This is a genomic window from Pantoea sp. RIT-PI-b, from assembly GCF_001187905.1.
GTDB lineage: Bacteria > Pseudomonadota > Gammaproteobacteria > Enterobacterales > Enterobacteriaceae > Pantoea > Pantoea nemavictus.
This window is the reverse complement of the sequence record NZ_LGIS01000012.1, coordinates 181,190-204,262: the sequence shown is the minus strand read 5'-3', so window position 1 is coordinate 204,262 and position 23,073 is coordinate 181,190. Positions and strand designations below refer to the sequence as shown.

The window sequence follows — 23,073 nt, the reverse complement described above, 5'->3', positions numbered from 1 at the left end:
AACACAGTCGGAAACCGAGTGATGCCCCAACCGCCCGCACAACAGCGTCTTCATGCCATGTTAGATTTACTGCGCCAGCAGATTGCGCAGCAGCCAGATGGTGCCTGTCGTCAGCCACGTTTTGACACTCAGCTATTTCGCACCAGCGGCACGCGCCTGGCGGATTATCTGCGCGAGTTGGAAAGCAATGTTTCACAACTAACCTCAGCCGATAGCGATGTGGCGCGCCGTCAGTGGCTGGCAGAGAAAGTACTGGATCAGATCGCCGCCTTGCAACGCGAATGCGAGAGCCAACAGCTGCGGGTCAAGCGTGAGCGTCCGCGCATCGATTCACGTCAAAAAAAACGCGAAGAGTACCAAGGCTTTGAACAGCGACTGCTGGCGATGATTCAGCAACGTGAACAGCATCTGGCGCGGGCTGAAACCCTGAGCGTTCAGCAGCAACTGATCCGTGAAGTTGATCAGTTACAGGAGCGTCTGGCGCGCTGTCGTGCCGCCATCTACAAACTGGAATTACAGTTTACCTCGCGCTAAGCACGGCGCTTTTTCCTCTATACTCGTTGCGATGCGCAGGAGGAGAAAATCATGACGCTGGTTTTTTGGATTGTGATGGGATTAGCCGCGGGTTGGCTCAAGCGGGTTATTTTTCCCGGTCGTCCGGGAGGATTCGTGCCTACGCTGGTGCTGGCAGTGATTGGCGCACTCATTGGTGGCTATATCGCTACTTACTTTACTACCGGCGATCTCGCCACCTTGCATCCGGCCGGTTTCGCCGCAGCGCTGCTCGGCGCACTGTTAATGCTGCTGGTCGCGGCGAAATTACGTATTTAGGAGAAAAAATGTCACTGGACAGCGCACCGGACGAAATCAAGCTTGCCGTCGATTTGATTCAACTGCTTGAAGAGAATAACGTCCCCACCGCTACCGTACTGGCGGCGTTGACGATCGTTCAACATGATTATGAGCAAAAACAAGCGGCGGAAGTTAAGGCGGACTAAGCAGCGTTGGACTCAGCCGTAGCATATCGAGAAAGGCATCCACCAGCTGCGGTGCATCTTCTGCCAGATCAAAGCTTTGCGGGTTGAACAACCAGCTTTCCATCATGCCATTGATATAGCCCCGCATCAGTAGCGCGGCCTGGCGTGTATTGAGGCCCGCAGGCAACTGACCGGCATCAATACAGAGACGTAGCACGTTTTCAATTCGATCGTAACACTCTTGCAGTAAGCTCTGCTGCATATCCTGTAAGGTCGACATTTCGCCAACAAATTCACATTTATGAAAGATAATCTCCATTAATGCGCGTCTTTGCGGATCCTTTGCTGTGGCGTCAAGGATATAGATCAACATCGAACGGACAACAGAAAGTGGATCGCCAGGGTATTTTGTCTGATACTCAAGTTCCACATCGTCCAGCCCAGCGTCACAACGTAGCCAGATCTCATGTAATAGATCGGCTTTATTTTTGAAATGCCAGTAAATAGCACCGCGCGTGACGCCGGCTGCTGTTGCGATATCCGCCAGAGACGTGGCGGCCACACCGTGTTCGGAAAAGTGTGCTAATGCGGCGTCAAGAATTTGATGCCGTGTTTCAAGAGCTTGCGCTTTGGTTTTTCGTGCCATGCTGGGCTTTTTTTACAAACTTGTAAGTTTACATACATTTGTGAATGTATGTACCATAGCACGACCCGTGTTTTAACGCAGCAATGGGTTTATCGGTTTGTGATCCATTGATCATTTGATATCGGACACTAGAGGTTTATTTATGAATAAAAACAGAGGATTAGCGCCTCTGGCGGCCGTCCTGATGCTTTCAGGCAGCTTTGTGTTAACAGGATGTGATGATAATAAATCCCAGCAAGCCGCCCAGCAGCAGCCCCCAGAAGTGGGTGTTGTGACGTTAAAAAACGAACCCTTGAAAATTACTACTGAGCTGCCGGGCCGTACCTCGGCCTTCCGCGTTGCGGAAGTTCGCCCTCAGGTGTCAGGTATAATTCTCAAGCGTAATTTTGTTGAAGGTAGTGATGTAAAGGCCGGTCAATCGCTGTATCAAATCGATCCCGCCACCTATCAGGCAGCCTATGACAGTGCCAAAGCCGATTTAGCGCAGGCAGAAGCCAATGCCCGCGTCGCGCAGTTAACCATTACGCGTTATAAGCCGCTGCTGGGTACCAAGTACATTAGTCAGCAGGATTATGACACCGCAGCAGGCACTGCAGCGCAGACTGCGGCTGCCGCTCAGGCGGCGCGTGCCAATGTGGAAACCGCCCGCATCAATCTGGCCTATACCAAAGTGACCTCGCCAATCAGCGGTCGTATTGGTAAATCGTCAGTGACCGAAGGTGCACTGGTTTCAAATGGGCAAACCACCGCGTTAGCAACCGTGCAGCAGCTCGATCCTATGTATGTTGACGTGACCCAATCCAGCGATGATTTCCTGCGTTTGCGCGCAGAGCTGGAATCCGGTCAGCTGAAACAGAATGACGGTAAGGCCAACGTCACCCTGCTGATGCAAAACGGTAGCGCATATAGCCAGTCAGGCACATTGGAATTCTCTGATGTAAGCGTGGATGAAACCACCGGTTCTATTACGCTGCGCGCCATCTTCCCGAATCCGGACAATCGCCTGCTGCCAGGTATGTTTGTTCGCGCACGTCTGGATGAAGGCACCAACCCAACCGCATTGCTGGTACCGCAACAGGGCGTAACCCGTACTCCAACCGGTCAGGCTACGGCAATGGTAGTTGGCGCAGATAACAAAGTGGAATCACGTAACATCACCGCTAATCAGGCATTTGGCGACAAATGGCTGGTGACGGAAGGTCTGAAAGAAGGCGATCGGGTGATCACCACCGGTATCCAGCGTGCCAAACCGGGTGCGCAGGTGACGCCACAAGAAGTCTCCGACGATGCCAAAGCTGCGCCAGAATCACCGTCTGCTAAATCATCGTCATAAACAGGAGCCACTGATACATGGCTAAGTTCTTTATTGATCGCCCCATTTTTGCGTGGGTGCTCGCCATCATCATTATGCTGGCCGGTGTGCTATCGATTATCAGCCTGCCGATTGAGCAATATCCCAATGTTGCGCCGCCGGCGGTTGAAATCCAGGCGACCTACCCGGGTGCTGATGCGAAAACGCTGCAAGATTCGGTGACCCAGGTCATTGAGCAAAACATGAACGGTATCGATGGACTGATGTATATGTCCTCGAGCAGCGACTCGTCAGGTACGTTGACGCTGACGCTAACCTTCCAGTCTGGTACTGATGCCGATATTGCGCAGGTTCAGGTGCAGAACAAACTGCAGCTGGCCACGCCGTTATTGCCACAAGAGGTGCAGCAACAGGGGATTCAGGTTAAGAAATCTTCCAGTAGCTTCCTGATGGTGGCCGGTTTCGTCAGTGATGACGGCACCATGACGCAGAATGATATTTCTGACTATGTCGCTTCTAACATCAAAGATCCGGTCAGCCGTATGCCGGGCGTGGGTGATACCCAGGTGTTTGGTGCGCAGTATGCGATGCGTATCTGGCTCGATCCCCACAAGCTGAATAACTATCAGCTGACACCGGTGGATGTGATCAGCGCGCTGCAAGTGCAGAACACCCAGATTGCCGCAGGTCAGTTAGGTGGTACGCCACCGGTACCAGGCCAGCAGCTGAATGCCTCGATCATTGCGCAAACCCGTCTGACATCAACAGACGAGTTCGGCAATATCTTGCTGAAAGTGAATCAGGATGGTTCGCAGGTGCGCTTGCGTGATGTAGCGAAGATTGAATTGGGTGGTGAAAACTACGAGATCATCGCGCGTTACAATGGCAAACCGGCTTCAGGTATCGGGATCAAATTGGCAACTGGTGCTAACGCGCTGGATACCGCCGATGCGGTTAAAGGCGAACTGAAGAAGCTGGAGCCGTTCTTCCCGGAAGGCATGAAAACCGTTTATCCGTACGACACCACGCCGTTCGTTAAAATTTCGATTTTCGAAGTGGTGAAAACGCTGTTTGAAGCGATCGTGCTGGTGTTCCTGGTGATGTATCTGTTCCTGCAGAACTTCCGTGCAACGCTGATTCCAACCATCGCCGTTCCGGTCGTCTTGCTCGGTACCTTTGCGGTTATCAGCGCCTTTGGCTACTCGATAAACACCCTGACGATGTTCGGGATGGTGCTCGCTATCGGCCTGCTGGTAGATGACGCCATCGTGGTAGTAGAGAACGTTGAACGTGTGATGGCCGAAGAGGGCTTACCGCCTAAAGAGGCCACTAAGCGTTCGATGGAGCAGATCCAGGGCGCGCTGGTGGGTATCGCACTGGTGCTGTCTGCGGTGTTTATTCCAATGGCGTTCTTCGGCGGTTCAACCGGCGTAATCTATCGCCAGTTCTCGATCACCATCGTTTCCGCGATGGCGCTGTCGGTACTGGTGGCGTTGATTCTGACGCCAGCGCTGTGTGCCACCCTGCTGAAGCCAGTGGCAAAAGGCAACCACGGTAAAACCACCGGTTTCTTCGGCTGGTTTAACCGTATGTTCGATAAGAGCACCAACCACTATGTCGATAGTGTCGGTCATATCGTGCGCAGTACCGGTCGCTACCTGCTGATTTATCTCATTATCGTTGTCGGCATGGCCTACATGTTCCTGAAACTGCCTACCTCATTCCTGCCGGAAGAGGATCAGGGTCTGTTACTGGCGCAGGCGCAGCTGCCGGCCGGTGCAACCCAGGAACGTACCCAGAAGGTATTGGATCAGGTAACCGATTACTTCCTGACCAAAGAGAAAGACAGCGTGAATTCGGTGTTTACCGTTAACGGCTTCGGCTTTGCCGGTCGTGGACAAAATACCGGTATTGCGTTCGTCAGCCTCAAGCCGTGGGATGAGCGTGGCGATGCTAACCTGAAAGTACCTGCGATTGCCGGACGTGCCATGCAGGCGCTCGGTCAGATCAAAGATGCAATGGTATTCCCGTTCAACCTGCCAGCGATTATCGAACTGGGTAACGCCACCGGCTTTGACTTCATGCTGACCGATCAGGGTAACCTGGGTCACGAGAAGCTGACCGCCGCGCGTAATCAGCTGTTTGGCATGATTGCCCAGCATCCGGATACGCTGGTTGGCGTACGTCCAAATGGTATGGAAGATACGCCACAGTACAAACTGATTATCGATCAGGAAAAAGCGCAGGCACTGGGTGTGTCGTTGTCTGACATCAATACCACGCTGGGTTCAGCATGGGGTGGCTCTTACGTTAACGACTTCATCGATCGTGGTCGCGTGAAGAAAGTGTACGTCATGGGCGAGGCCGATTCGCGTATGTTGCCGGACGATATCAGTAAGTGGTTCGTGCGCAACAGTGGCGGCACCATGGTTCCGTTCTCCGCCTTCTCTTCGGCGAAGTGGCAGTATGGTTCGCCGCGTCTGGAGCGTTATAACGGCTTGCCATCGATGGAGATCCTTGGCCAGGCAGCGCCAGGCAAGAGCTCCGGTGATGCCATGAACCTGATGGAAGAGTTGGCCGGAAAACTGCCTGCAGGTATCGGTTATGACTGGACCGGCATGTCCTATCAGGAACGCTTGTCTGGCAACCAGGCACCGGCGCTGTATGCCATCTCGCTGATTGTGGTGTTCTTGTGTCTGGCGGCGCTGTATGAGAGCTGGTCGATTCCATTCTCGGTCATGTTAGTCGTACCGCTGGGTGTCGTCGGCGCACTGCTGTTTACTACGCTGCGTGGCCTGAGCAACGACGTCTACTTTGTGGTGGGCTTGTTGACCACCATAGGATTGTCGGCGAAGAACGCCATCCTGATTGTCGAATTTGCTAAGGATTTGATGGAGAAGGAAGGCAAAGGGTTGGTTGAATCAACGCTGGAAGCATCCCGTATGCGTCTGCGTCCGATTCTGATGACCTCACTCGCCTTTATCCTCGGCGTAATGCCGCTGGCGATCAGTACTGGTGCGGGTTCTGGCGCGCAGAATGCGGTAGGTACTGGCGTTATGGGCGGGATGGTAACAGCAACTGCGCTGGCTATCTTCTTCGTTCCGGTGTTCTTCGTGGTGGTTCGCCGCCGCTTCAGTAAGAACAAAGGTGATATTGAACAGGGTCATCCTGTCGAGCATAAACACTAAGTTTTACCCTTACCGAAAAGGCCGCTGATGCGGCCTTTTTTATTACCCCTTCACCACCCTGCAAAAAAACACCTGTGTTTAATGCGGTTGCATTCATCATGCTTCGGGTTCATACTATTGTTATAGTATAACATTACATAACGAGGTTACTATGAAACCGGATATTCATCCCCATTATCGCGCTGTGGTGTTCCACGACACGTCAGCTAACGAATACTTCAAAGTCGGCTCCACCATCAAAACCGAGCGCACCATCGAGTATGAAGGTGAAGTGCTGCCGTACGTCACGCTGGATGTTTCCTCAAAATCCCACGTGTTCTACACCGGTAAACAAAAAGATTTTGCCAAAGAGGGCAGCACCGCGCGCTTCAATCAGCGTTTTGGCAGCTTCCTGACGCGTAACAAGTAACACGGGGGATTAGGCATGCAGGTATTGAGTTCATTGCGCTCTGCGAAGTCGCGCCATAAAGATTGCAAAGTGGTGCGTCGTAAAGGTCGCATCTATGTGATTTGTAAAACCAATCCGCGCTTTAAGGCGGTTCAGGGAAGAAAGAAAAAAAGGTAGGAATGTGTCGTGATAATTGGCCGGGATGCTCCCCGGCCTTTTTTTTACTTCATGCTATGCAGAATGGCGTCAACATTGTGTTTGAACGCGGCCACATAGGTCGCCGCTGGACCATCAGCTTCAGACAACGCTTCCGGATAGAGTTCCCCGCCCGGCTTTGCCCCCGTTTCGTTGGCGATCTGTTTTACCAGACGCGGATCGGTTTGATTCTCCATAAAGTAGGTATTAATGTGCTCGGCCTTTAGCTGTTTGATGATCGAGGCCACATCGCTGGCGCTGGCTTCTGCTTCGGTTGAAAAGCCTACGGGCGCAAGGAAGCTAACACCGTAACGTTGGCCGAAATAGCCAAAGGCATCGTGGCTGGTCAGCACTTTACGTTTGTTCTTCGGCACTTCAGCAAACGCGGTTTTCGCCCAGCTATCCAGCTTCTGTAATTGCTGAATGTAGCTTTCACCGCTTTTGCGAATATCCGCTGCATCTTCAGGATCTGCTTTGATCAGCGCATTCATCACATTCGTGGCGTAAATCACACCGTTTTGCATACTGTTCCACGCGTGCGGATCGGTGATGCTTTTACCGTCCTCTTCCATCTTGCGCGTGTTCACGCCATTCGATGCCACCACAATTGTGCCTTTGTAGCCTGAAGCGCTGATCAGGCGATCCATCCACCCTTCCATGCCTAAACCACTAACGAACACCACATCAGCCTGCGACAGCGCCTGGCTATCCTGCGGCGTGGGTTCGAAGGTGTGCGGATCGCCATTTGGGCCAACTAACGATTTCACATTAACGTGCTCGCCACCTACCTGCTTCACGATATCTGCCAGCACGGTAAAGCTCGCCACAACATCAACGCTTTTGGCCAGCGCCAGCGGGCTAATCAGCATGGCGCTAATCGCCAAACTCAGCGGTAACTTTTTCATTCATATCCCCTTTATTGGTTTCGTTATCGGCGGCGCAACAGGCCGCCACATGGTCCTGTCAAAACAGAAAGTAGAAAGAGCACCGCAGCACTCAGCACTACCGCAGGTCCAGCCGGCAGCGAGAAATGCCACGATAGAATCAGGCCGATAAACGCAGAGACGATCGCCAGCAGCATGGCGATGCCGAGCATGCAGGCGAGATGGCGGCTCCAGAAGCGCGCGCTGGTTGCAGGTAACATCATCAATCCCACTGACATCAGCGTGCCCAGCACCTGAAAGCCTGCCACCAGATTGAGCACCACCAGCATCAGGAACAACCCGTGCACCAGCGGCGCGCTCCATTTGCCCTGGGCGCGCAGGAAATCGGGATCGAATGCATCTATCACCAGCGGACGGAAGATCACCGCCAGCAGCAGCAAAGTGAAAGCCGCAATGCCGCCGACCAACAGAATCGCCGCGTTATCCACCGCCAGCAGCGATCCAAATAACACGTGCAGAAGATCGACGCTGGAACCCCGTAGCGACACCAGCGTGACACCGAGCGCGAGCGAACCGAGGTAGAAGCCAGAAAAACTGGCATCCTCTTTCAAGTGCGTATAACGGCTAACCGCGCCGGAGAGCAGCGCCACTGCCAAACCGGCAATCAGGCCGCCAATGCCCATCGCCACCAGCGATAATCCCGATACCAGATAACCCATCGCCGCGCCGGGTAATACGGCATGTGATAGCGCATCGCCCACCAAACTCATGCGCCGCAGTGAAAGGAACACGCCCAGCGGAGTTGCGCTGATCGCCAGTGCCACGCAGGCGACTAGCGCACGGCGCATGAAACCGAATTCGATAAAAGGCTGAATTAATGTCACGACGCCACCTTGCGCAATTGCGGAGCGTGTGCGGCGTCATCCAGTGACAACACATCCTGAAAATAACGCGCCACCAGCGGGCGATCGTGCAGTACCACCAATAATGTGGTTCCCGCTCGCTGCTGCTGTTCGAGAATGGACATCAGCAGCGTGACGGTTTGCGTATCAATACCGTTGAAGGGTTCATCCAGCAGCCAGAGCTGGCTGCGCTGCAGCATCAGACGCGCGAACAGCACGCGCTGCAGTTGTCCACCGGATAAGGTAGAAGGTTGAGCATCAGCAAACTCACGCATCTGGACCGCATCCAGCGCTGCGTCAATTTCTTTGCATAAGGACCGATTGATGCTGCCGAACCAGCCGCAGCGCGGCCAGCATCCCATCGCCACCAGTTCATAAGCCGTAAGAGGAAAACGCGTTTCAAGTTCGCTGCGCTGCGGTAGCCACCCCAGCGCTTTGCGCTGAATCTGCAATTCACAGTGACCGGAAATTGGCGGCAATAAACCGGCAATGGTTTTCAATAAGGTCGATTTTCCGCTGCCATTAGCACCAATCAGCGCCGTCATGCTGCCCTTGGTCAGCTCGCCGTTAATAACTGGCGTTACCGCCCGCCCCTGATAACCTGCCTGTAAGCGGTTGAAATGCATCATTTCTGCATTCCCCACCATAATGCCAGCGCCAGAAAGGCAATCAACGCCAGCGCGACCAGTAATCGGCCGCCAAGGGATAGAAGTAAACCGCTGTGATTCATACTCAACAACCAATAATGTTATAACATAACAACAATGGTACTCGATTCCGCCTTCATTGCGCCTGAGTAAAAGTGTTTCAAAAGTTGACCGCTGGCGAAGGTATTCCCGGTAATTCACCGTTTTTACTTGATTGAGTTATGAAACCCATCACAACGATTACTCTTTCTGTTTATTAGCGACTTGCAATGTCGGGCAAGAAGCTCAATGATAGAAACATCATTCTTTTACTGGATACAAAATGCCGTCTATTATTCATTGTGATATTGCTGTGGATGAGGACGATTGCGAAAAGTTAGTAAGAATTATCCAGGGGAATATTCTCAAAATAGCCGAGGCATTAGCCGGTGATTTACAGTGGTATTCTCAAAACGCGCAATTAGTTCCGGACAGCTTCCAGATTATTTCTATTCAACCAACCGACAATAATCGATTTAAAATGCTTTACGATTTCAACTGGAATTTATTTAATCCTTGCCTGGATTTAAATGAAACGTTTACGCGTCGTGAAGAAGTGATGTTCCAGGTAAACCCCGGCGCACTGGTGTTTGAAGTGATTGACAATACCCGCCCCTCTCCTGCCGACGAATTGTAATATTTGGTAATTGAGGTGAGCAAAGCTAATGATTGTGGATTACATTTAAGGAGTCGCTGAATACGCTTTATTCGTGATCGCTTCCTGGTAGCTTTTCCTAATCTCGCCGCGCTGCGGTAACTGTGCTAGCTATGGAGGGGAAAAAGATGGACGAATACTCACCGAAACGGCATGATATTGCCCAGCTTAAATACCTGTGTGAGAACTTGTTCGATGAAAGTATGGCGACATTGACTGATAGCCATCATGGCTGGGTTAATGATCCTACTTCTGAAAGCAATTTACAGCTCAACGATTTGATTGAGCATATCGCTTCTTTCACGATGAATTACAAAATTAAGCACGTTGAAGATGAAGCCCTGATTACGCAAATCGATGAATATCTTGACGATACCTTTATGCTGTTCAGCAGCTATGGAATCAATACTCAGGATCTACAACGGTGGCAGCGTTCAGCAAAACGCTTATTTAATCTGTTTGCCGAAGAGTGTGCTTATCTCCAACAACCTAGCCATTCCTTTTAGCACCAGACTGAGACCGGTTTATTTATGAGCAACCAAGCCTTAACCAAAACAGATTATTTGATGCGACTGCGCCGCTGTCGCTCAATCGATACCCTTGAACGGGTGATCGAAAAAAACAAGTACGAATTACCTGATAATGAACTCGCGGTATTCTATTCGGCAGCCGATCACCGTCTGGCTGAACTGACCATGAATAAGCTTTACGATAAAGTACCGGTTTCTGTCTGGAAGTTCGTCCGCTAAGATTTTCCTCTAACAGCCATTCTGCAACGTCATCGTTTTATCAAGGATTGATTCACCGGCAAAGGAGTGCCAGATTTCTCTATGGGTTAAATTCTGTGGGATTTCTGAAGGGAGATAAAATGGGTGGGGGCCCTGCCAGCTACATCCCGGCACACGCGTCGCCTGCTGCGGCTGCTTCCTTCCGGATCTGACCGAGTTCACAAGTTAGCGTTGCGGGAGAACCAACAGGGCCCCCATTGACGAGCCCTCATTTCGAGAGCGCAGGCATTATCAAGTAACCCCCTGGCAATTGCAAGCGTAGGCCAGACAACCGTTGGTTTCTTGCACAAGCACACAGCTAAGCGCTGCTGTCTACCCTTCTGCATGCTAAAGTTTGCCCTTTCTTCAATAAAAATAGGTGCGCACATGAGCGACCAGAACAATTTCTCTCAGCGCGTCTGGCAGATTATTGCGGCCATTCCGCCAGGAAAAGTCATCACTTACGGTGATGTTGCCCAGCTGGCAGGTTCGCCACGTGCAGCTCGTCAGGTGGGTGGCGTATTACGCCGTTTGCCAGAAGGCAGCAAATTGCCCTGGTTTCGCGTCATCAATCGCCATGGTCGTATTTCTCTGCAGGGCGACGATCTGTTTCGTCAGCGTGATGCGTTAGAAGCGGAAGGAATTGAAGTAACTGATGCTGGGGAGATTGAGTTGGAAAAATATCGTTGGCAAATTTAGCAATGCTATATGACGCGCTCAGACAGACCACAAACCGCACTCAACTTAATACGCCGGAAGTCATCGTTGTAGAGTAAAGCGGCACACGCCATGGATGGCGTGTGACGAGCGATCAGGGACGAGACAGCGGCTTTACGGAACAACGTTGACTTCCGGCGCTCTCTCGCCCCATTGATCGATTTAAAGACTCGTCGGAGCGGGTACCGAAGCCGATGGCGTAACCTGCGTCGGTGATGTCGAAGGCACCGTAGTCGCTGCGCCCGGTTGGGTTTGCATCGCGACGTTAGTCACCGGCACTAGCAGCAGTTCTGCTTTGGTTCCGCCCTGATTAATCACCGGTTTCACCGTATCGGTGATAAACGCCAGCTTGCCATCAATTGAAATGGCCGCACTTAACAGAATGCGCGCGTTAGGTTGAATGTCTGCCGGATTAAATGGCAAGACAAACTGGAACGGCGCCTGTTTCCCTTCAGTACGCACTACGCGCTGCGACAGCACCTTCGATGGCGCATCGGCCAGCGACGCATCAGAGAGCGTGACAGTCAGCACGGAATCCGGCGGCAGCGCAATGCGCTGGCGAATATACACCGAACCACTGACATTTGGCTGCGCGATGGCGGCCTGCTGCCCTGCTACCGCTGAGCCGAGCGTTGGGGTAGCTACCGGTTTACTGTGGTCGGCACAACCTGTAATCGCTGCGGCCAGGGTCATACCGCTAATAACTTGCCAGAGTTTCATCGATGTCGTCTCCTTATGAACACTATGATTGTCGGCGGTAAATTTAATACCTGGATTTTCTACCGCCGAATGCCCTTAATTCTGGCACAAATAACGGGATTGCGCCTAAAGCATCAACCAGCTTGCTGAAAGTACGGCAAAATCATTGACGGAAACTGGTCGGATCTTTCACACTGGCGCGATAAGTCACACTGAGGTATCCGCTATGAGTCAGGCACTGCACAACCTGCTTAATTTATTAAATCTGGAAAAACTGGAAGAAGGGCTGTTTCGCGGTCAGAGCGAAGACCTTGGCCTGCGCCAGGTGTTTGGTGGTCAGGTAGTGGGACAGGCACTATACGCTGCGAAACAAACGGTGCCGGAAGAACGCATTATTCACTCCTTCCACAGCTACTTTCTGCGTCCAGGCGATAGCCAGAAAGCCATTATTTATGATGTCGAAACGCTGCGAGATGGCAAAAGCTTCAGTGCGCGCCGCGTCAGCGCCGTGCAGAATGGCCAGCCGATTTTCTACATGACGGCATCGTTCCAGGCTCCAGAAACTGGCTTCGAACATCAAAACAGCATGCCGCAGGTGCCAGGCCCGGATAATCTGCCATCGGAGCAGGATTTGGCGAAAAAGCTGGCCGCACATTTGCCGCTGAAATTAAAAGAGAAATTCCTCGCCGAACGTCCTCTGGATATCCGCCCGGTGCAGATTCATAACCCGTTGAAAGGTCACGTCGACGAACCGCTGCGCCAGGTGTGGATTCGCGCTAACGGCGAGCTGCCGGACGATCGTCGCATTCATCAGTATCTGCTCGGTTATGCCTCGGATCTCAACTTCTTGCCAGTCGCGCTACAGCCGCACGGTAAAGGCTTCCTTGAGGCTGATATGCAGGTTGCCACCATCGATCACTCTATGTGGTTTCATCGCCCATTCGACTTGTCACAGTGGCTGCTGTACAGCGTGGTGAGTACATCTGCATCAGGTGCACGCGGATTTGTGCGTGGTGAGTTTTATACGCAAGATGGCCGGCTGGTGGCCACCACCGTTCAGGAAGGTGTAATGCGTCAGCGCGAGGCATAAAAAAAGGGGCGAAATCATCGCCCCTCTGTTTTCTTATAATTTTAGCGCACTGCTCTTCTTTAACCCGACGATTACTGGTTGTAAGCGTTCTCGCCGTGGCTATTCACATCCAGACCTTCACGTTCCTGATCTTCCGGAACACGCAGGCCAACAATCATATCCGCCAGTTTAAAGCCGATGAAGGCAACCACGGCAGTCCAGACGATAGTCACACCCACGCTGAACAGCTGAATCCACACCTGATGGCCCATAGTCACGCCTTCTGCGTAGCCAACGCCGCCCAGTGAAGACGAAGCGAACACACCGGTCAGAATGCAGCCGAGGATGCCACACACGCCGTGCACACCGAATACATCGCATGGGTCATCAACGCGCAGCCATTTCTTCAGCGTTGTCACACCCCACAGACCGGCTAAGCCACCCGCCAGACCGATAATCAGCGCGCCGCCAACACCAACGTAACCACAGGCTGGGGTAATCGCCACCAGACCCGCAATGAAGCCCGAGCAAGCACCCAGCAGAGAAGGTTTACCACGTACCGCCCACTCGCCAAACACCCAGGACAGAACAGCACCCGCCGTTGCTACAACGGTATTCAGGAAGGCCAGCGCAGCGATTTCGTTAGCAGAAGATGCAGAACCGGCGTTGAAGCCGAACCAGCCCACATACAGAATCGCCGTACCAAGGAATACCATTGGCAGGTTGTGCGGTTTGAACGCTTCTTTACCAAAACCAGCACGTTTACCCACCAGGTAAGCACCGACCAGACCGGCAACAGCGGCGTTGATGTGCACTACAGTACCGCCTGCGAAGTCGAGCGCGCCATCTTGCGCCAGCAAGCCGCCCGCCCAAACCATGTGTGCGATTGGCAGATAGGCCAGCGTCAGCCACACCACCACGAAAATCAGTACCGCAGAGAAGCGAATACGCTCAGCTAACGCACCTACAATCAGGCCAACGGTGATACAGGCGAAGGAAGCCTGGAACGCGACATGGATGTACTGATAGAAGCTGCCCATCAAGGCTTTCAGCTCAATATTTTTCAGCATGGCCCACTGGAAGCTGCCAAAGAAGGCGTTACCTTCGCTGAACGCCAGCGAGTAGCCATAGATGACCCACAACACGCACACCAGTGAAAACGTCACCGCAACCTGAGTCAGCATTGACAGCACGTTCTTCCCGCGGATCAAACCACCGTAGAACAGCGCAATGCCTGGAATTGACATAAACAGTACCAGCGCGGTACAGATCATCATAAAGGCGTTATCAGCTTTATCTGCCACCGCAGGTGCTGCCGCCATCGCCAGAGAAGGTAACAGCGCGAGGCTGGTGAGGCCCAACTTCGTTATCAGTTTATTCATTTCTTTCCATCCCATCACAATTCAGAGCCCCAGTTACAGTGCTGCTTCGTCGGTCTCGCCGGTACGAATACGAATGACGCGCTGCAGTTCTGCGACGAAAATCTTGCCGTCGCCAATTTTGCCGGTATAAGCGGCCTTGCTGATGACATCGACCACTTCATCAAGCTGGTCGTCCGCAATAGCGATATCAATTTTTACTTTTGGCAGGAAGTTAACGCTGTACTCGGCACCGCGATAAAGCTCTGCGTGACCTTTCTGGCGACCGAAACCTTTCACCTCGGTAACTGTCAGTCCCTGAATGCCAATAGAGGATAAGGCTTCACGCACGTCCTCCAGCTTAAATGGTTTGATTACCACGGTAACCAGCTTCATACGTTCCCCTCCGGATAAGAAATTGAGTGAGTCTTCGCGGACACGTAGGGATATAAGCAAAGGCTGTGCCATAAATTAAAAAAGGGGAATGTCAGTAGCCTGGGCGCGCTGCATGGCGCTTCGTTATGTGAGGTATGGCGCTAATTGGGGAGTGGTGGCAAGAGAGGTGTTGCAATGTTGCACCCCTTTGGTGCTTCGGGCCTCAAAGGGGTGCATCAATACAGAACATTCCGATAAAACTGTGCAAAAAAGGTGCAATTCACCCTTCAGCTTGTACGGGGATGCCCGCCGCGAGTTCATCGCCCGCCTGCTGTAGCTGATACATTTGCCAGTAACGGCCCTGCTCAGCCAGCAGTTCAGCATGCGTTCCGCGCTCAACCACCTGACCGCGATGCAGCACTAAAATCTGATCGGCTTCCGTGATGGTGGAAAGCCGATGCGCGATGACCACAAGTGTACTGTGCTGGCGCAGCGCCCGTAACGCATGCTGAATGGCCTGCTCCGTACCGGAGTCTATATTGGCCGTGGCTTCGTCGAGGATTAAAATCTGCGGCAGTGAAACCAGCACGCGAGCCAGCGCCAGTAGCTGTTTCTGCCCAACCGACAGATTGTTACCCTGCTCGCCCAGCCGCGTGTGAATCCCTTCAGCCATGCTGCGTGCCAGTGGTGCCAGCTGCACCGTTTCCAGCGCCTGCCACACCTCCTCTTCCGGGATATCGCGGCCCAAACGCACGTTGGCCAGCAGCGAATCTGCCAGCACCACCGGATCCTGCTGCACCATCGCAATACTTTGACGCAAGGCGGCATGCGACAACTGCGGCAGCGGGCGACCATCCAGTTCGATGCTACCGCGTGTTACCGGATAATAGCCCATCAGCAAATTGGCTAAGGTGCTTTTACCGCTGCCGGTATGACCGACCAGCGCAACAAAATTACGCGCCGGCACTTCAAGGTTAATATTGCTCAACACATCGCGATTATCGCGATAGGCAAAGCTCACATCACGCAGCGAGATACTGCCGGAGGCCAGCGGCTGAATATCACCGCCGTAACCTTGCTGTTCGGCATCCATTAGTTCGAAGATACGTTCGCCAGACACTACCGCTTGCTGCAGCATTGACTGCTGCGTGGTCAGCTCAATCAGCGGCTCGTTAAGCCGGCCAAGATAGGTAATAAAGGCATAGAGTACGCCGACTTCAAACACACCCGGCGTGGCAAAGCTAAACAGCATCAGCAAACCGCAAAGAATCATGGCGGAAAACAGGCTCAGCAGCGGGCGCAATAAAAAGCCATCCAGCCGCAGCGTTTCCATCCGTGCCAGATAGTGTGAACGGCTGGCTTCGCCCATGCGCTCACCAAAGCGCGCCTGCTGGCGGAACTGCTGGATCACACTCATGCCGTTGATGACTTCATTAAAGCCGTTGTTGATATCCGCCAGATAACTGCGTACGCGACGTGCAATCGGCGTGCTGAAGCGTTGATATATCAACATTACCGTCAGCACCAACGGGAAAATCACCAGCGCGACCAGCGCCATGCGCCAATCCAGTGAGAACATCGCCACCAGCATCGCACCAATCAGCGCAGCAGCACGCAATACGGTGGCTACCACGGTGACGTAGAGATCTTTGATCACTTCGGTGTCGTTGGTGACGCGGGAGATAATCTGCCCCACCGGTTGCGTGTCGAAGGCGCTCAGCGGCTGGCGTAGCGCCGCGTTCATCACATCAACGCGCAGTTGCTGCACCACGCCAATTGCCGCGCGGTTAAACAGCAACGCTTGAAAATAGTGCAATCCCGCCGCCAGCAATTGCAGCAAAACAAAGCTCACCAGCAAGCCAGCGGCAATGCCCCACGGCATCTGATGCTTCGCTACCAGATTATCGATGAAATAGCTCACCAGAACCGGTCCGGTAACTTCAGCTGCGGCAGCAATCCACAGCATACCGACCGCCAGCCACAGCGATTTACGCCACGGTTTGCCGTACGCCAGCAGACGTTTCAGCGTCGGCCACAGACGTTGTGATTTAGCCACGGCTTGCTCCTTCTGCCACTTCATCGTCATCCAATGCCGCTTCCAGCTGCTGATAACGGTACATGTCGCGATACCAGCCCTCTTTTGCCGCTAAAGTGTCATGATCGCCACGCTGCGCCACTGCGCCCTGCTGCAGCACCAGAATTTCGCTGGCCTCAGTGAGCGCTGACAAACGATGCGCACTGATAATCAACGTGCGCCCTTTGCCCCACTGACGCAGGTTATGCAGAATGTCATGCTCGGTACGGCCATCTACCGCAGACAGCGCATCATCCAGAATCAGGATTTCCGCATTCAGCAGCAGCGCGCGTGCAATGGAAATGCGCTGTTTCTGTCCACCGGACAGCATCACGCCGCGCTCGCCGACTTCGGTTTCATAGCCCTGCGGCAGGCGCAGAATGTCGTCGTGCACGCAGGCCATCTTCGCCACCTGCTCCAGCTCTTGTTGCGTGGCATTCGGACAGCCGAGCGCCAGATTATTAGCGATGGTATCGGAGAACAGGAACGGCGTCTGACTCACTACCGCCAGCCGACTGCGCCAGCTATCGAGCCGCAGCTGCGGCAGCGGCGTGTTGTGATAGCGGATATCGCCCTGATCAACATCGAAATGGCGCTGAATCAGGCTGAGCAATGTGCTCTTACCGCAGCCAGTCGGTCCACATAATCCCAGCATCTGGCCCGGTTTTAACTGAAAATTGAGGTGACTGAGCACCGCGCCGGAACTGGCCGGATAGCGGAATTCACGGATCGCAACCTGCAGCACGCCCGGTTCAGGTGGTAACACTTTCTGTCCATCTTCGACCGCAGGCGCTTCTGTCAGCAATGAGCGAATACGGCTCCACGCCGCGCTCCCACGCTCGACGATATTGATCATCCATGCCAGCGCGAGCATCGGCCAAATCATCAAACCGAGATACATCACAAAACTGGTGAGTTGACCGAGCGTTAAGCTGCCGTTCCACACCATCCAGCCACCACCGGCAATCGCCAGCAGATTGGAGAAGCCGACGGCGATATAAATGATGGGATCGAAACGCGCGTCAACGCGTGCCACGTGCAGATTTTTCTTGCCAGTATCTGCGGCGATACCCGCAAACTGTTGCGACTGGTGATCTTCAAGGCCAAACGCCTTGATCATGCGAATGCTGGTCAGGCTTTCCTGAGTTTGATCGTTAAGGCTGGAGAAGGCCGCCTGCGCCACTTTGAAACGCTGATGCAAGCGTGCGCCATCTTTTTGAATAGCGAATGCCATAATCGGCATCGGTATTAGCGCCAGTAACGTCAGCTCCCAGCTGATTTGTGTGCTCATCACGATCAGCACTACCAATCCCATTACCAGCGAATCCACCAGCGTCAGCACGCCTTCACCGGCGGCAAACACTACGCGATCGACGTCATTGGTGGCACGGGCGATAAGATCGCCCGTGCGATGACGCAGATAGAAGGCAGGATGTTGGCGACTGAGCTGACGGTAAAAATCTTCTCGCAGCTCAACGGCCAATTGGTAGGAGGCGCCGAACAGCAGCACGCGCCAGACGTAACGCAGCAGATAGACGATCACCGCGGTCAGCAGCATCACGCCAATCCACATGAAGATCTGCCCTGCGCTCAGGTTATGCTGGGTGACGCCGTCGACAATCACGCCGACCACGTGCGGGGGCAGCAACTGCAGCAGCGCAATAACAATCAGCAAGCTGACGGCACCCAAATATCGCCGCCACTCGCGCAAAAAATACCAACTTAACTGGCTGAATAATCGCACAAGCGTGTCTCTTTCTCTGCCCGTTAGGGCGCTACCGGCAATGCGGTGGTGTATTTAATCTCTTCCATGGCAAAACTGGAGGTCACATCCATCAGGCCCGGCACACCATTCACCAGACGCTTATAAAAGTTGTCATAGCTCTTCATGTCCGCCACCTGAATACGCAGCAAATAATCGTACTCACCCGCCATGCGGTAAAACGCCATCACTTCCGGCATTTGCTGCACCACGGCGACAAATTGCTTAAACCACTCGCTACTGTGCTGCTGAGTTTTAACAAACATAAAGGCGGTGAGCGATAGACCGATTTTCTCGCCGTCCACCAGCGCCACACGCGCACGAATAATGCCATCATCTTCCAGTTTTTTCAGGCGTTTCCAGCACGGCGTGGTGGTGAGATTCACGGCTTCGGCCAACGTCTGCAGCGACAGCGTGCAATCCTGCTGCAGCATTGCCAGCAAAGCACGGTCAGTTTTATCTAACATTTGCCACTCCCGGAGAAAAATTTTCTCTAAGCGCACCATTATACCCCGATTAAAGCAACCTCTTTTTCCTGCCAGTGCCTTACAATGTGCGCAATAATGATCACGGAAAAGCAACATGCAAACGCTCTGGGTTCGCCACGCCATCAATGAAATTAACGCCGATTTTCAGCGTTCAGCGGATACGCATCTCATCCGCTTCAAACTGGACGATTTCCCCGGCATTCACTGCTATCTAAAGGATGAAAGCACCCATCCTAGTGGCAGCCTGAAACATCGCCTGGCGCGCTCCCTGTTTCTCTACGGTTTGGTTAATGGCTGGATCGGTGAAAATACGCCGATCATTGAAGCCTCTTCTGGCAGCACCGCCGTATCAGAAGCTTATTTCGCGCAGCTGCTTGGCCTGCCATTTATCGCGGTGATGCCCGCCAGTACCGCCAAACGTAAAATCGAGATGATTCGTTTTTATGGCGGCGAGTGCCATTTCGTCGCCGATCCCTGCCAGCTGTATAGCGAATCCGAGCGTTTAGCGCGTGAATTAAAAGGCCACTTTATGGACCAGTTCACTTACGCTGAGCGCGCGACGGACTGGCGCGGCAACAACAATATCGCCGAAAGCATTTTCCGTCAGATGTCGCATGAACCTTTTCCGGTACCGCATACCGTCATCATGAGCGCCGGCACCGGCGGGACCTCAGCCACCTTAGGCCGTTACATCCGCTATCAGGGCCACGATACCCGCCTGCTGGTGGTCGACCCGCAGCATTCTGTGTTCTTTGATTACTGGCACAGCCACGATAGTACGCTGCGCAGCGAACGCGGCAGTTTGATTGAGGGCATTGGCCGTCCACGCGTGGAACCGTCGTTTTTACCGGACGTAATTGACGAAATGATGAAGGTGCCGGATGGGGCGACCGTCGCTGCGATGCTGCAGTTGGAGCAGATCCTCGGACGTCGTCCTGGCGCTTCAACCGGCACTAACTTCTGGGGCATGTTGCAGGTAGCAAAACGCATGCGGGAAAATGGCGAACAAGGTTCACTGGTGACGCTGCTATGCGATAGCGGCGAGCGCTATCCCGATACCTATTACAATGCAGAATGGGTGAAGCAGAATATCGGCGACATTACGCCGTGGGTGCATGAGCTGCAATAAAAAACCGGACGTCCTGTCCGGTTCACTGTAAGCCTCAGCATTCGGGGGAATAATCGAGGTGTGGTGTGGTCATCCAGTGATTTAAGTAGTGAGACACCGCCTGTGTCTCGCAATGACCAATAATCGGTAAATGCGGCAATGACGTTTTCAGTTGATTCATTGCATTGCCCATAATAAATCCGTTGCCCACGCGCTCCAGCATTTCACGATCGTTCATCGCATCGCCAAACGCCATGCAGTCGGAGAGCGACAGCGAAAGATGCTGACACAGACGTCCCAACGCCGCGCCTTTATGGCAGTCGACCGGCAATACCTCCAGGCAATCCCACGCGGAAAAACAAATATTGGCCCGCTCGCCTAATGCGGCCTGCAGTTCACTTCTTAACGCCTGCAACATTTCATGCGGCGCAATAAAACAGATCTTAGTCACTTCATGCGCCGACATCTGGCGCAAGTCACGCAGTTGGTAATGGAAGCCGCTCATCGCATGAGCTTCCAGCGCACCAAGCAAGGGCTTATCAGTAAACCAGCCTTCATCATTGAAAATATGAATCGACGCCGGCGTTTGCCAATGGGTGTGAATCACCTCTTCAGCCACCGATGAGCTCAAATCACAGCCGTAAAGCTGGTTGCCTTCCAGATCATGAATACGCGTGCCGTTGCCGGTAATCAGCCATGCTGGCAAGGTGATTTGCTCGCGGACTCGCTGCATATCCATCAGATGGCGGCCGGTGGCAAAAGCCAGAGTTACCCCGCGCTGATGCAACGCCTGCAGGCTTGCCAGCGTCTCATTACCTAACCGATGGGTGGGCAGCAGCAGCGTACCGTCCATATCAAATGCCGCGAGACGAGCCATGCGAATTCTCCTGTCTGAATGAGGTGGCTACTATCGCCTGGTAATTACGGAACTAATAGTGAATACTTTTTAAAAACTGTTCCGGGTTTAGCTATGCGCGAACTGCATCGGGTCAACCAATTTCAGCGTCTGTGGCAACTCAGCCACGGTGAAACACAACGTCTCAGCGTCGCTGTGATGGCACAGCACTGTTTTTGCAGTGAACGCCACGCGCGCACGCTGCTACGCCAATGGCAAGACGCGGGTTGGCTGCGCTGGCGCGCTGAATCCGGACGCGGCAAACAGGGCGAGCTGACTTTTCTGCTGTCGCCGGAGCAGCTACGACAGCAGTTGTTAACACGACAACTTGATGCTGGTGAAGCGGTACAAGCCTTGCAAGTGCTGGATCTGCATCCCGATCGACTGGTGAAAATGCTGCGGCCGCTGATGGGCGGCCAATGGCAAAACCAGTCGCCGGTTTTGCGCATCCCCTATTACCGCGCGATGGAACCGCTGCGTCCGCTGCAGCTGACCGGGCGCGCCGAGCAACATCTGGCGCGCCAGGTTTTCTCCGGGCTAACGCGCTTTCGCGATAATGATGTTGAAGGCGATATCGCTCACCATTGGCAGCACGATGCCAGCGGCCGTGAATGGTACTTCTGGCTGCGCCCACAGCTCAGCTGGCATAACGATGAGCCGGTGCAAGCGGCGCAACTGGTCGAGCAGCTGCAACAGATCATGCAATCGCCGCGCGGTTCGCGCCTGCTGGCGGCAATTGAGCAAATTGAAGCCCCGCATCCGCTGGCGGTGCATATTCAACTGCGCGAAAGCGATTACTGGCTGCCGCAGCGGCTGGCGCATCAGTTCTGTTTGTTACCTCATCCTGAATTCGCTGATATTGGCAGCGGAGCATGGAAACTGACGCACTTCACCGCTGATCTGGTGCGGCTGGAGAGCCATGCGCGCTGGCATTTGCAGCGCCCGCTGATCCAGCGGATGGAATACTGGATCACGCCACAGCTGTTTGATCGTGATCTCGGCACCAGCTGTAGCCACCCGGTGCAAATCGCGATTGGCGATCCTGATGAACTGGATACGCTGCGGTCAGTAGATCGCAGCATAAGCCTCGGATTTTGCTATCTCGCACCGCGTATCTCTTCGCACTTCAGTGCCGACCAGGCCAAATCGCTGATTGCGCTGATTCAGCGTAGCGGCGTGATTCAGCAGTTGCCGCTGGATGAAGGCTTGATCACCCCAAGTCACGAACTGCTCCCCGGCTGGCCCGTGCCGTTTGCAGAGTGCGACAACATTGCACTGCCGCCAGCTCTGACGCTGCATTACCATTTACCAGTCGAGTTGCATGTTATGGCGCAGGCGCTGATCCCCCTGCTGGCACAATACGGCTGCACCCTGACCTGCTTTTTTCACGACGTAAAAAGCTGGCGCGACGATATCGATCTCAGTGAAGCTGATGTCGTGATGGGCGATCGGCTGATCGGCGATGCGCCGCTGTTCACGCTAGTGAATTGGCTGGAGAACGATGCGGTATGGCAACCGCTGCGCGAAGACGTGCTGCAACAACCGCTCAGCGCCATCGCCCAGCAACCCAGCGCGGCGCTGCGTGGCGAGCAAACCCATCAACTGTTCCAGCATCTGATGCGCGCAGGTCATCTTCTGCCACTGTTTAACTATCGCTATCAGGTTTTTGCTCCGCCTGGCGTTGAGGGCATTCAACTCAACAGTTTGGGCTGGTTTGATTTCACTCGCGCCTGGATTCCGCCGCCAACCACAGCCAGCGTTACATCCTAAAAAATTCGAGTTGCAGAAAGGCGGCAAGTGGGTGAATTCCAGGAGCTTACAGAAGTAAGTGACCGGGATGAACGCGCGCAGCCAACGCATCTACCCAAGAGTAGGCGCCATGAAGGGACTCGAAGTATGACGGGTATACTGTTCAGTCCGCGTCTGAG

Annotated in this window: 25 protein-coding genes and 1 other RNA gene; 14 read left to right on the top strand and 12 right to left on the bottom strand. The window is 53.6% G+C overall.

Going from position 1 to position 23,073, the window contains the following annotated elements; genetic code table 11:
* Positions 1-21 precede the first annotated feature (21 nt).
* The 3 genes from priC to rsmS are packed head-to-tail and all read left to right on the top strand — an operon-like array spanning position 22 to position 998.
* Entirely contained in the window at positions 22-534 is a 513-nt protein-coding gene (gene priC, locus AC790_RS02650) for a primosomal replication protein PriC (protein ID WP_049850826.1), read from the top strand.
* Positions 535-585: 51 nt separating this feature from the next.
* Entirely contained in the window at positions 586-831 is a 246-nt protein-coding gene (locus AC790_RS02645; protein WP_007886909.1) for a GlsB/YeaQ/YmgE family stress response membrane protein, read from the top strand.
* An 8-nt stretch (positions 832-839) separates the two neighbouring features.
* Positions 840-998, top strand: coding sequence for a pleiotropic regulatory protein RsmS (rsmS, locus tag AC790_RS24090; RefSeq protein WP_072093388.1), 159 nt, complete (start codon positions 840-842; stop codon positions 996-998).
* Here rsmS and acrR read toward each other — a convergent pair.
* On the bottom strand, positions 985-1,623 hold the full coding sequence (acrR, locus tag AC790_RS02640; protein WP_007886915.1) for a multidrug efflux transporter transcriptional repressor AcrR: 639 nt from the start codon (positions 1,621-1,623) through the stop codon (positions 985-987). The two genes, rsmS and acrR, sit on opposite strands and share 14 nt — an antisense overlap.
* Before the next feature lie 142 nt (positions 1,624-1,765).
* Here acrR and AC790_RS02635 point away from each other — a divergent pair, with 142 nt between their 5' ends.
* From AC790_RS02635 to ykgO, 4 genes are all read left to right on the top strand, one after another.
* Positions 1,766-2,956, top strand: coding sequence for an efflux RND transporter periplasmic adaptor subunit (locus tag AC790_RS02635; RefSeq protein WP_049850825.1), 1,191 nt, complete (start codon positions 1,766-1,768; stop codon positions 2,954-2,956).
* 17 nt (positions 2,957-2,973) lie between these two features.
* Positions 2,974-6,123, top strand: a complete 3,150-nt coding sequence (locus AC790_RS02630; RefSeq protein WP_007886918.1) for a multidrug efflux RND transporter permease subunit AcrB — start codon at positions 2,974-2,976, stop codon at positions 6,121-6,123.
* Between the two features lie 151 nt (positions 6,124-6,274).
* Positions 6,275-6,532: a type B 50S ribosomal protein L31 gene (locus AC790_RS02625; protein WP_007886920.1), complete on the top strand. Its 258-nt coding sequence runs from the start codon at positions 6,275-6,277 to the stop codon at positions 6,530-6,532.
* Positions 6,533-6,547: 15 nt separating this feature from the next.
* Entirely contained in the window at positions 6,548-6,688 is a 141-nt protein-coding gene (ykgO, locus tag AC790_RS24085; RefSeq protein WP_007886922.1) for a type B 50S ribosomal protein L36, read from the top strand.
* A 44-nt stretch (positions 6,689-6,732) separates the two neighbouring features.
* On the opposite strand, the gene AC790_RS02620 is transcribed toward ykgO, so the two are convergent.
* The 3 genes from AC790_RS02620 to AC790_RS02610 are packed head-to-tail and all read right to left on the bottom strand — an operon-like array spanning position 6,733 to position 9,121.
* A complete protein-coding gene (locus AC790_RS02620; protein ID WP_049850824.1) occupies positions 6,733-7,611 on the bottom strand; it encodes a metal ABC transporter substrate-binding protein in 879 nt (292 codons plus the stop codon).
* Positions 7,612-7,634: 23 nt separating this feature from the next.
* Positions 7,635-8,474 (bottom strand): metal ABC transporter permease, encoded by an 840-nt coding sequence (locus AC790_RS02615; RefSeq protein WP_049850823.1) that lies wholly within the window; start codon positions 8,472-8,474, stop codon positions 7,635-7,637.
* Positions 8,471-9,121: a metal ABC transporter ATP-binding protein gene (locus AC790_RS02610; protein ID WP_049851205.1), complete on the bottom strand. Its 651-nt coding sequence runs from the start codon at positions 9,119-9,121 to the stop codon at positions 8,471-8,473. Before AC790_RS02610 ends, AC790_RS02615 begins: the two co-directional genes overlap by 4 nt.
* Before the next feature lie 340 nt (positions 9,122-9,461).
* Here AC790_RS02610 and AC790_RS02605 point away from each other — a divergent pair, with 340 nt between their 5' ends.
* The 3 genes from AC790_RS02605 to AC790_RS02595 all read left to right on the top strand — a co-directional run bounded on the left by AC790_RS02605 (position 9,462) and on the right by AC790_RS02595 (position 10,582).
* Positions 9,462-9,815 carry a hypothetical protein gene (locus AC790_RS02605; RefSeq protein ID WP_049850822.1) on the top strand — a complete coding sequence of 118 codons (354 nt, stop codon included), beginning with the start codon at positions 9,462-9,464 and terminating at the stop codon, positions 9,813-9,815.
* Positions 9,816-9,961: 146 nt separating this feature from the next.
* Positions 9,962-10,339, top strand: coding sequence for an Hha toxicity modulator TomB (gene tomB / locus AC790_RS02600; RefSeq protein WP_007886936.1), 378 nt, complete (start codon positions 9,962-9,964; stop codon positions 10,337-10,339).
* A 24-nt stretch (positions 10,340-10,363) separates the two neighbouring features.
* Positions 10,364-10,582 carry an HHA domain-containing protein gene (locus tag AC790_RS02595; RefSeq protein ID WP_007886938.1) on the top strand — a complete coding sequence of 73 codons (219 nt, stop codon included), beginning with the start codon at positions 10,364-10,366 and terminating at the stop codon, positions 10,580-10,582.
* 130 nt (positions 10,583-10,712) lie between these two features.
* Here the strand turns inward: AC790_RS02595 and ffs are convergent.
* Positions 10,713-10,809, bottom strand: an RNA gene (gene ffs / locus AC790_RS24080) — signal recognition particle sRNA small type.
* Between the two features lie 178 nt (positions 10,810-10,987).
* Between ffs and AC790_RS02590 the strand changes: the two genes are divergently transcribed.
* A complete protein-coding gene (locus tag AC790_RS02590; protein ID WP_049850821.1) occupies positions 10,988-11,299 on the top strand; it encodes an MGMT family protein in 312 nt (103 codons plus the stop codon).
* Between the two features lie 180 nt (positions 11,300-11,479).
* Here the strand turns inward: AC790_RS02590 and AC790_RS02585 are convergent, their stop codons facing one another.
* Positions 11,480-12,037, bottom strand: a complete 558-nt coding sequence (locus AC790_RS02585; RefSeq protein ID WP_007886942.1) for a YbaY family lipoprotein — start codon at positions 12,035-12,037, stop codon at positions 11,480-11,482.
* Between the two features lie 205 nt (positions 12,038-12,242).
* On the opposite strand from AC790_RS02585, the gene tesB reads away from it, so the two are divergent.
* Positions 12,243-13,106, top strand: a complete 864-nt coding sequence (gene tesB / locus AC790_RS02580; protein WP_049850820.1) for an acyl-CoA thioesterase II — start codon at positions 12,243-12,245, stop codon at positions 13,104-13,106.
* Between the two features lie 71 nt (positions 13,107-13,177).
* On the opposite strand, the gene amtB is transcribed toward tesB, so the two are convergent.
* From amtB to AC790_RS02555, 5 genes are all read right to left on the bottom strand, one after another.
* Positions 13,178-14,467 (bottom strand): ammonium transporter AmtB, encoded by a 1,290-nt coding sequence (amtB, locus tag AC790_RS02575; protein WP_007886945.1) that lies wholly within the window; start codon positions 14,465-14,467, stop codon positions 13,178-13,180.
* A gap of 33 nt (positions 14,468-14,500) precedes the next feature.
* Positions 14,501-14,839 (bottom strand): P-II family nitrogen regulator, encoded by a 339-nt coding sequence (glnK, locus tag AC790_RS02570; protein ID WP_007886947.1) that lies wholly within the window; start codon positions 14,837-14,839, stop codon positions 14,501-14,503.
* A gap of 259 nt (positions 14,840-15,098) precedes the next feature.
* Positions 15,099-16,874, bottom strand: a complete 1,776-nt coding sequence (locus tag AC790_RS02565; protein ID WP_049851204.1) for a SmdB family multidrug efflux ABC transporter permease/ATP-binding protein — start codon at positions 16,872-16,874, stop codon at positions 15,099-15,101.
* Entirely contained in the window at positions 16,867-18,636 is a 1,770-nt protein-coding gene (locus AC790_RS02560) for a SmdA family multidrug ABC transporter permease/ATP-binding protein (protein WP_049850819.1), read from the bottom strand. The genes AC790_RS02565 and AC790_RS02560 overlap by 8 nt, the downstream gene beginning before the upstream one ends.
* A gap of 23 nt (positions 18,637-18,659) precedes the next feature.
* Positions 18,660-19,121, bottom strand: a complete 462-nt coding sequence (locus tag AC790_RS02555) for an Lrp/AsnC family transcriptional regulator (protein ID WP_007886951.1) — start codon at positions 19,119-19,121, stop codon at positions 18,660-18,662.
* A 115-nt stretch (positions 19,122-19,236) separates the two neighbouring features.
* On the opposite strand from AC790_RS02555, the gene AC790_RS02550 reads away from it, so the two are divergent.
* Complete coding sequence (locus AC790_RS02550) at positions 19,237-20,271, top strand: PLP-dependent cysteine synthase family protein (protein WP_049850818.1); 1,035 nt, start codon at positions 19,237-19,239, stop codon at positions 20,269-20,271.
* A gap of 34 nt (positions 20,272-20,305) precedes the next feature.
* On the opposite strand, the gene cof is transcribed toward AC790_RS02550, so the two are convergent.
* Positions 20,306-21,127 carry an HMP-PP phosphatase gene (gene cof / locus AC790_RS02545; protein ID WP_049850817.1) on the bottom strand — a complete coding sequence of 274 codons (822 nt, stop codon included), beginning with the start codon at positions 21,125-21,127 and terminating at the stop codon, positions 20,306-20,308.
* Positions 21,128-21,220: 93 nt separating this feature from the next.
* Between cof and AC790_RS02540 the strand changes: the two genes are divergently transcribed.
* On the top strand, positions 21,221-22,915 hold the full coding sequence (locus tag AC790_RS02540) for an SgrR family transcriptional regulator (protein ID WP_049850816.1): 1,695 nt from the start codon (positions 21,221-21,223) through the stop codon (positions 22,913-22,915).
* Positions 22,916-23,073: the final 158 nt, after the last annotated feature.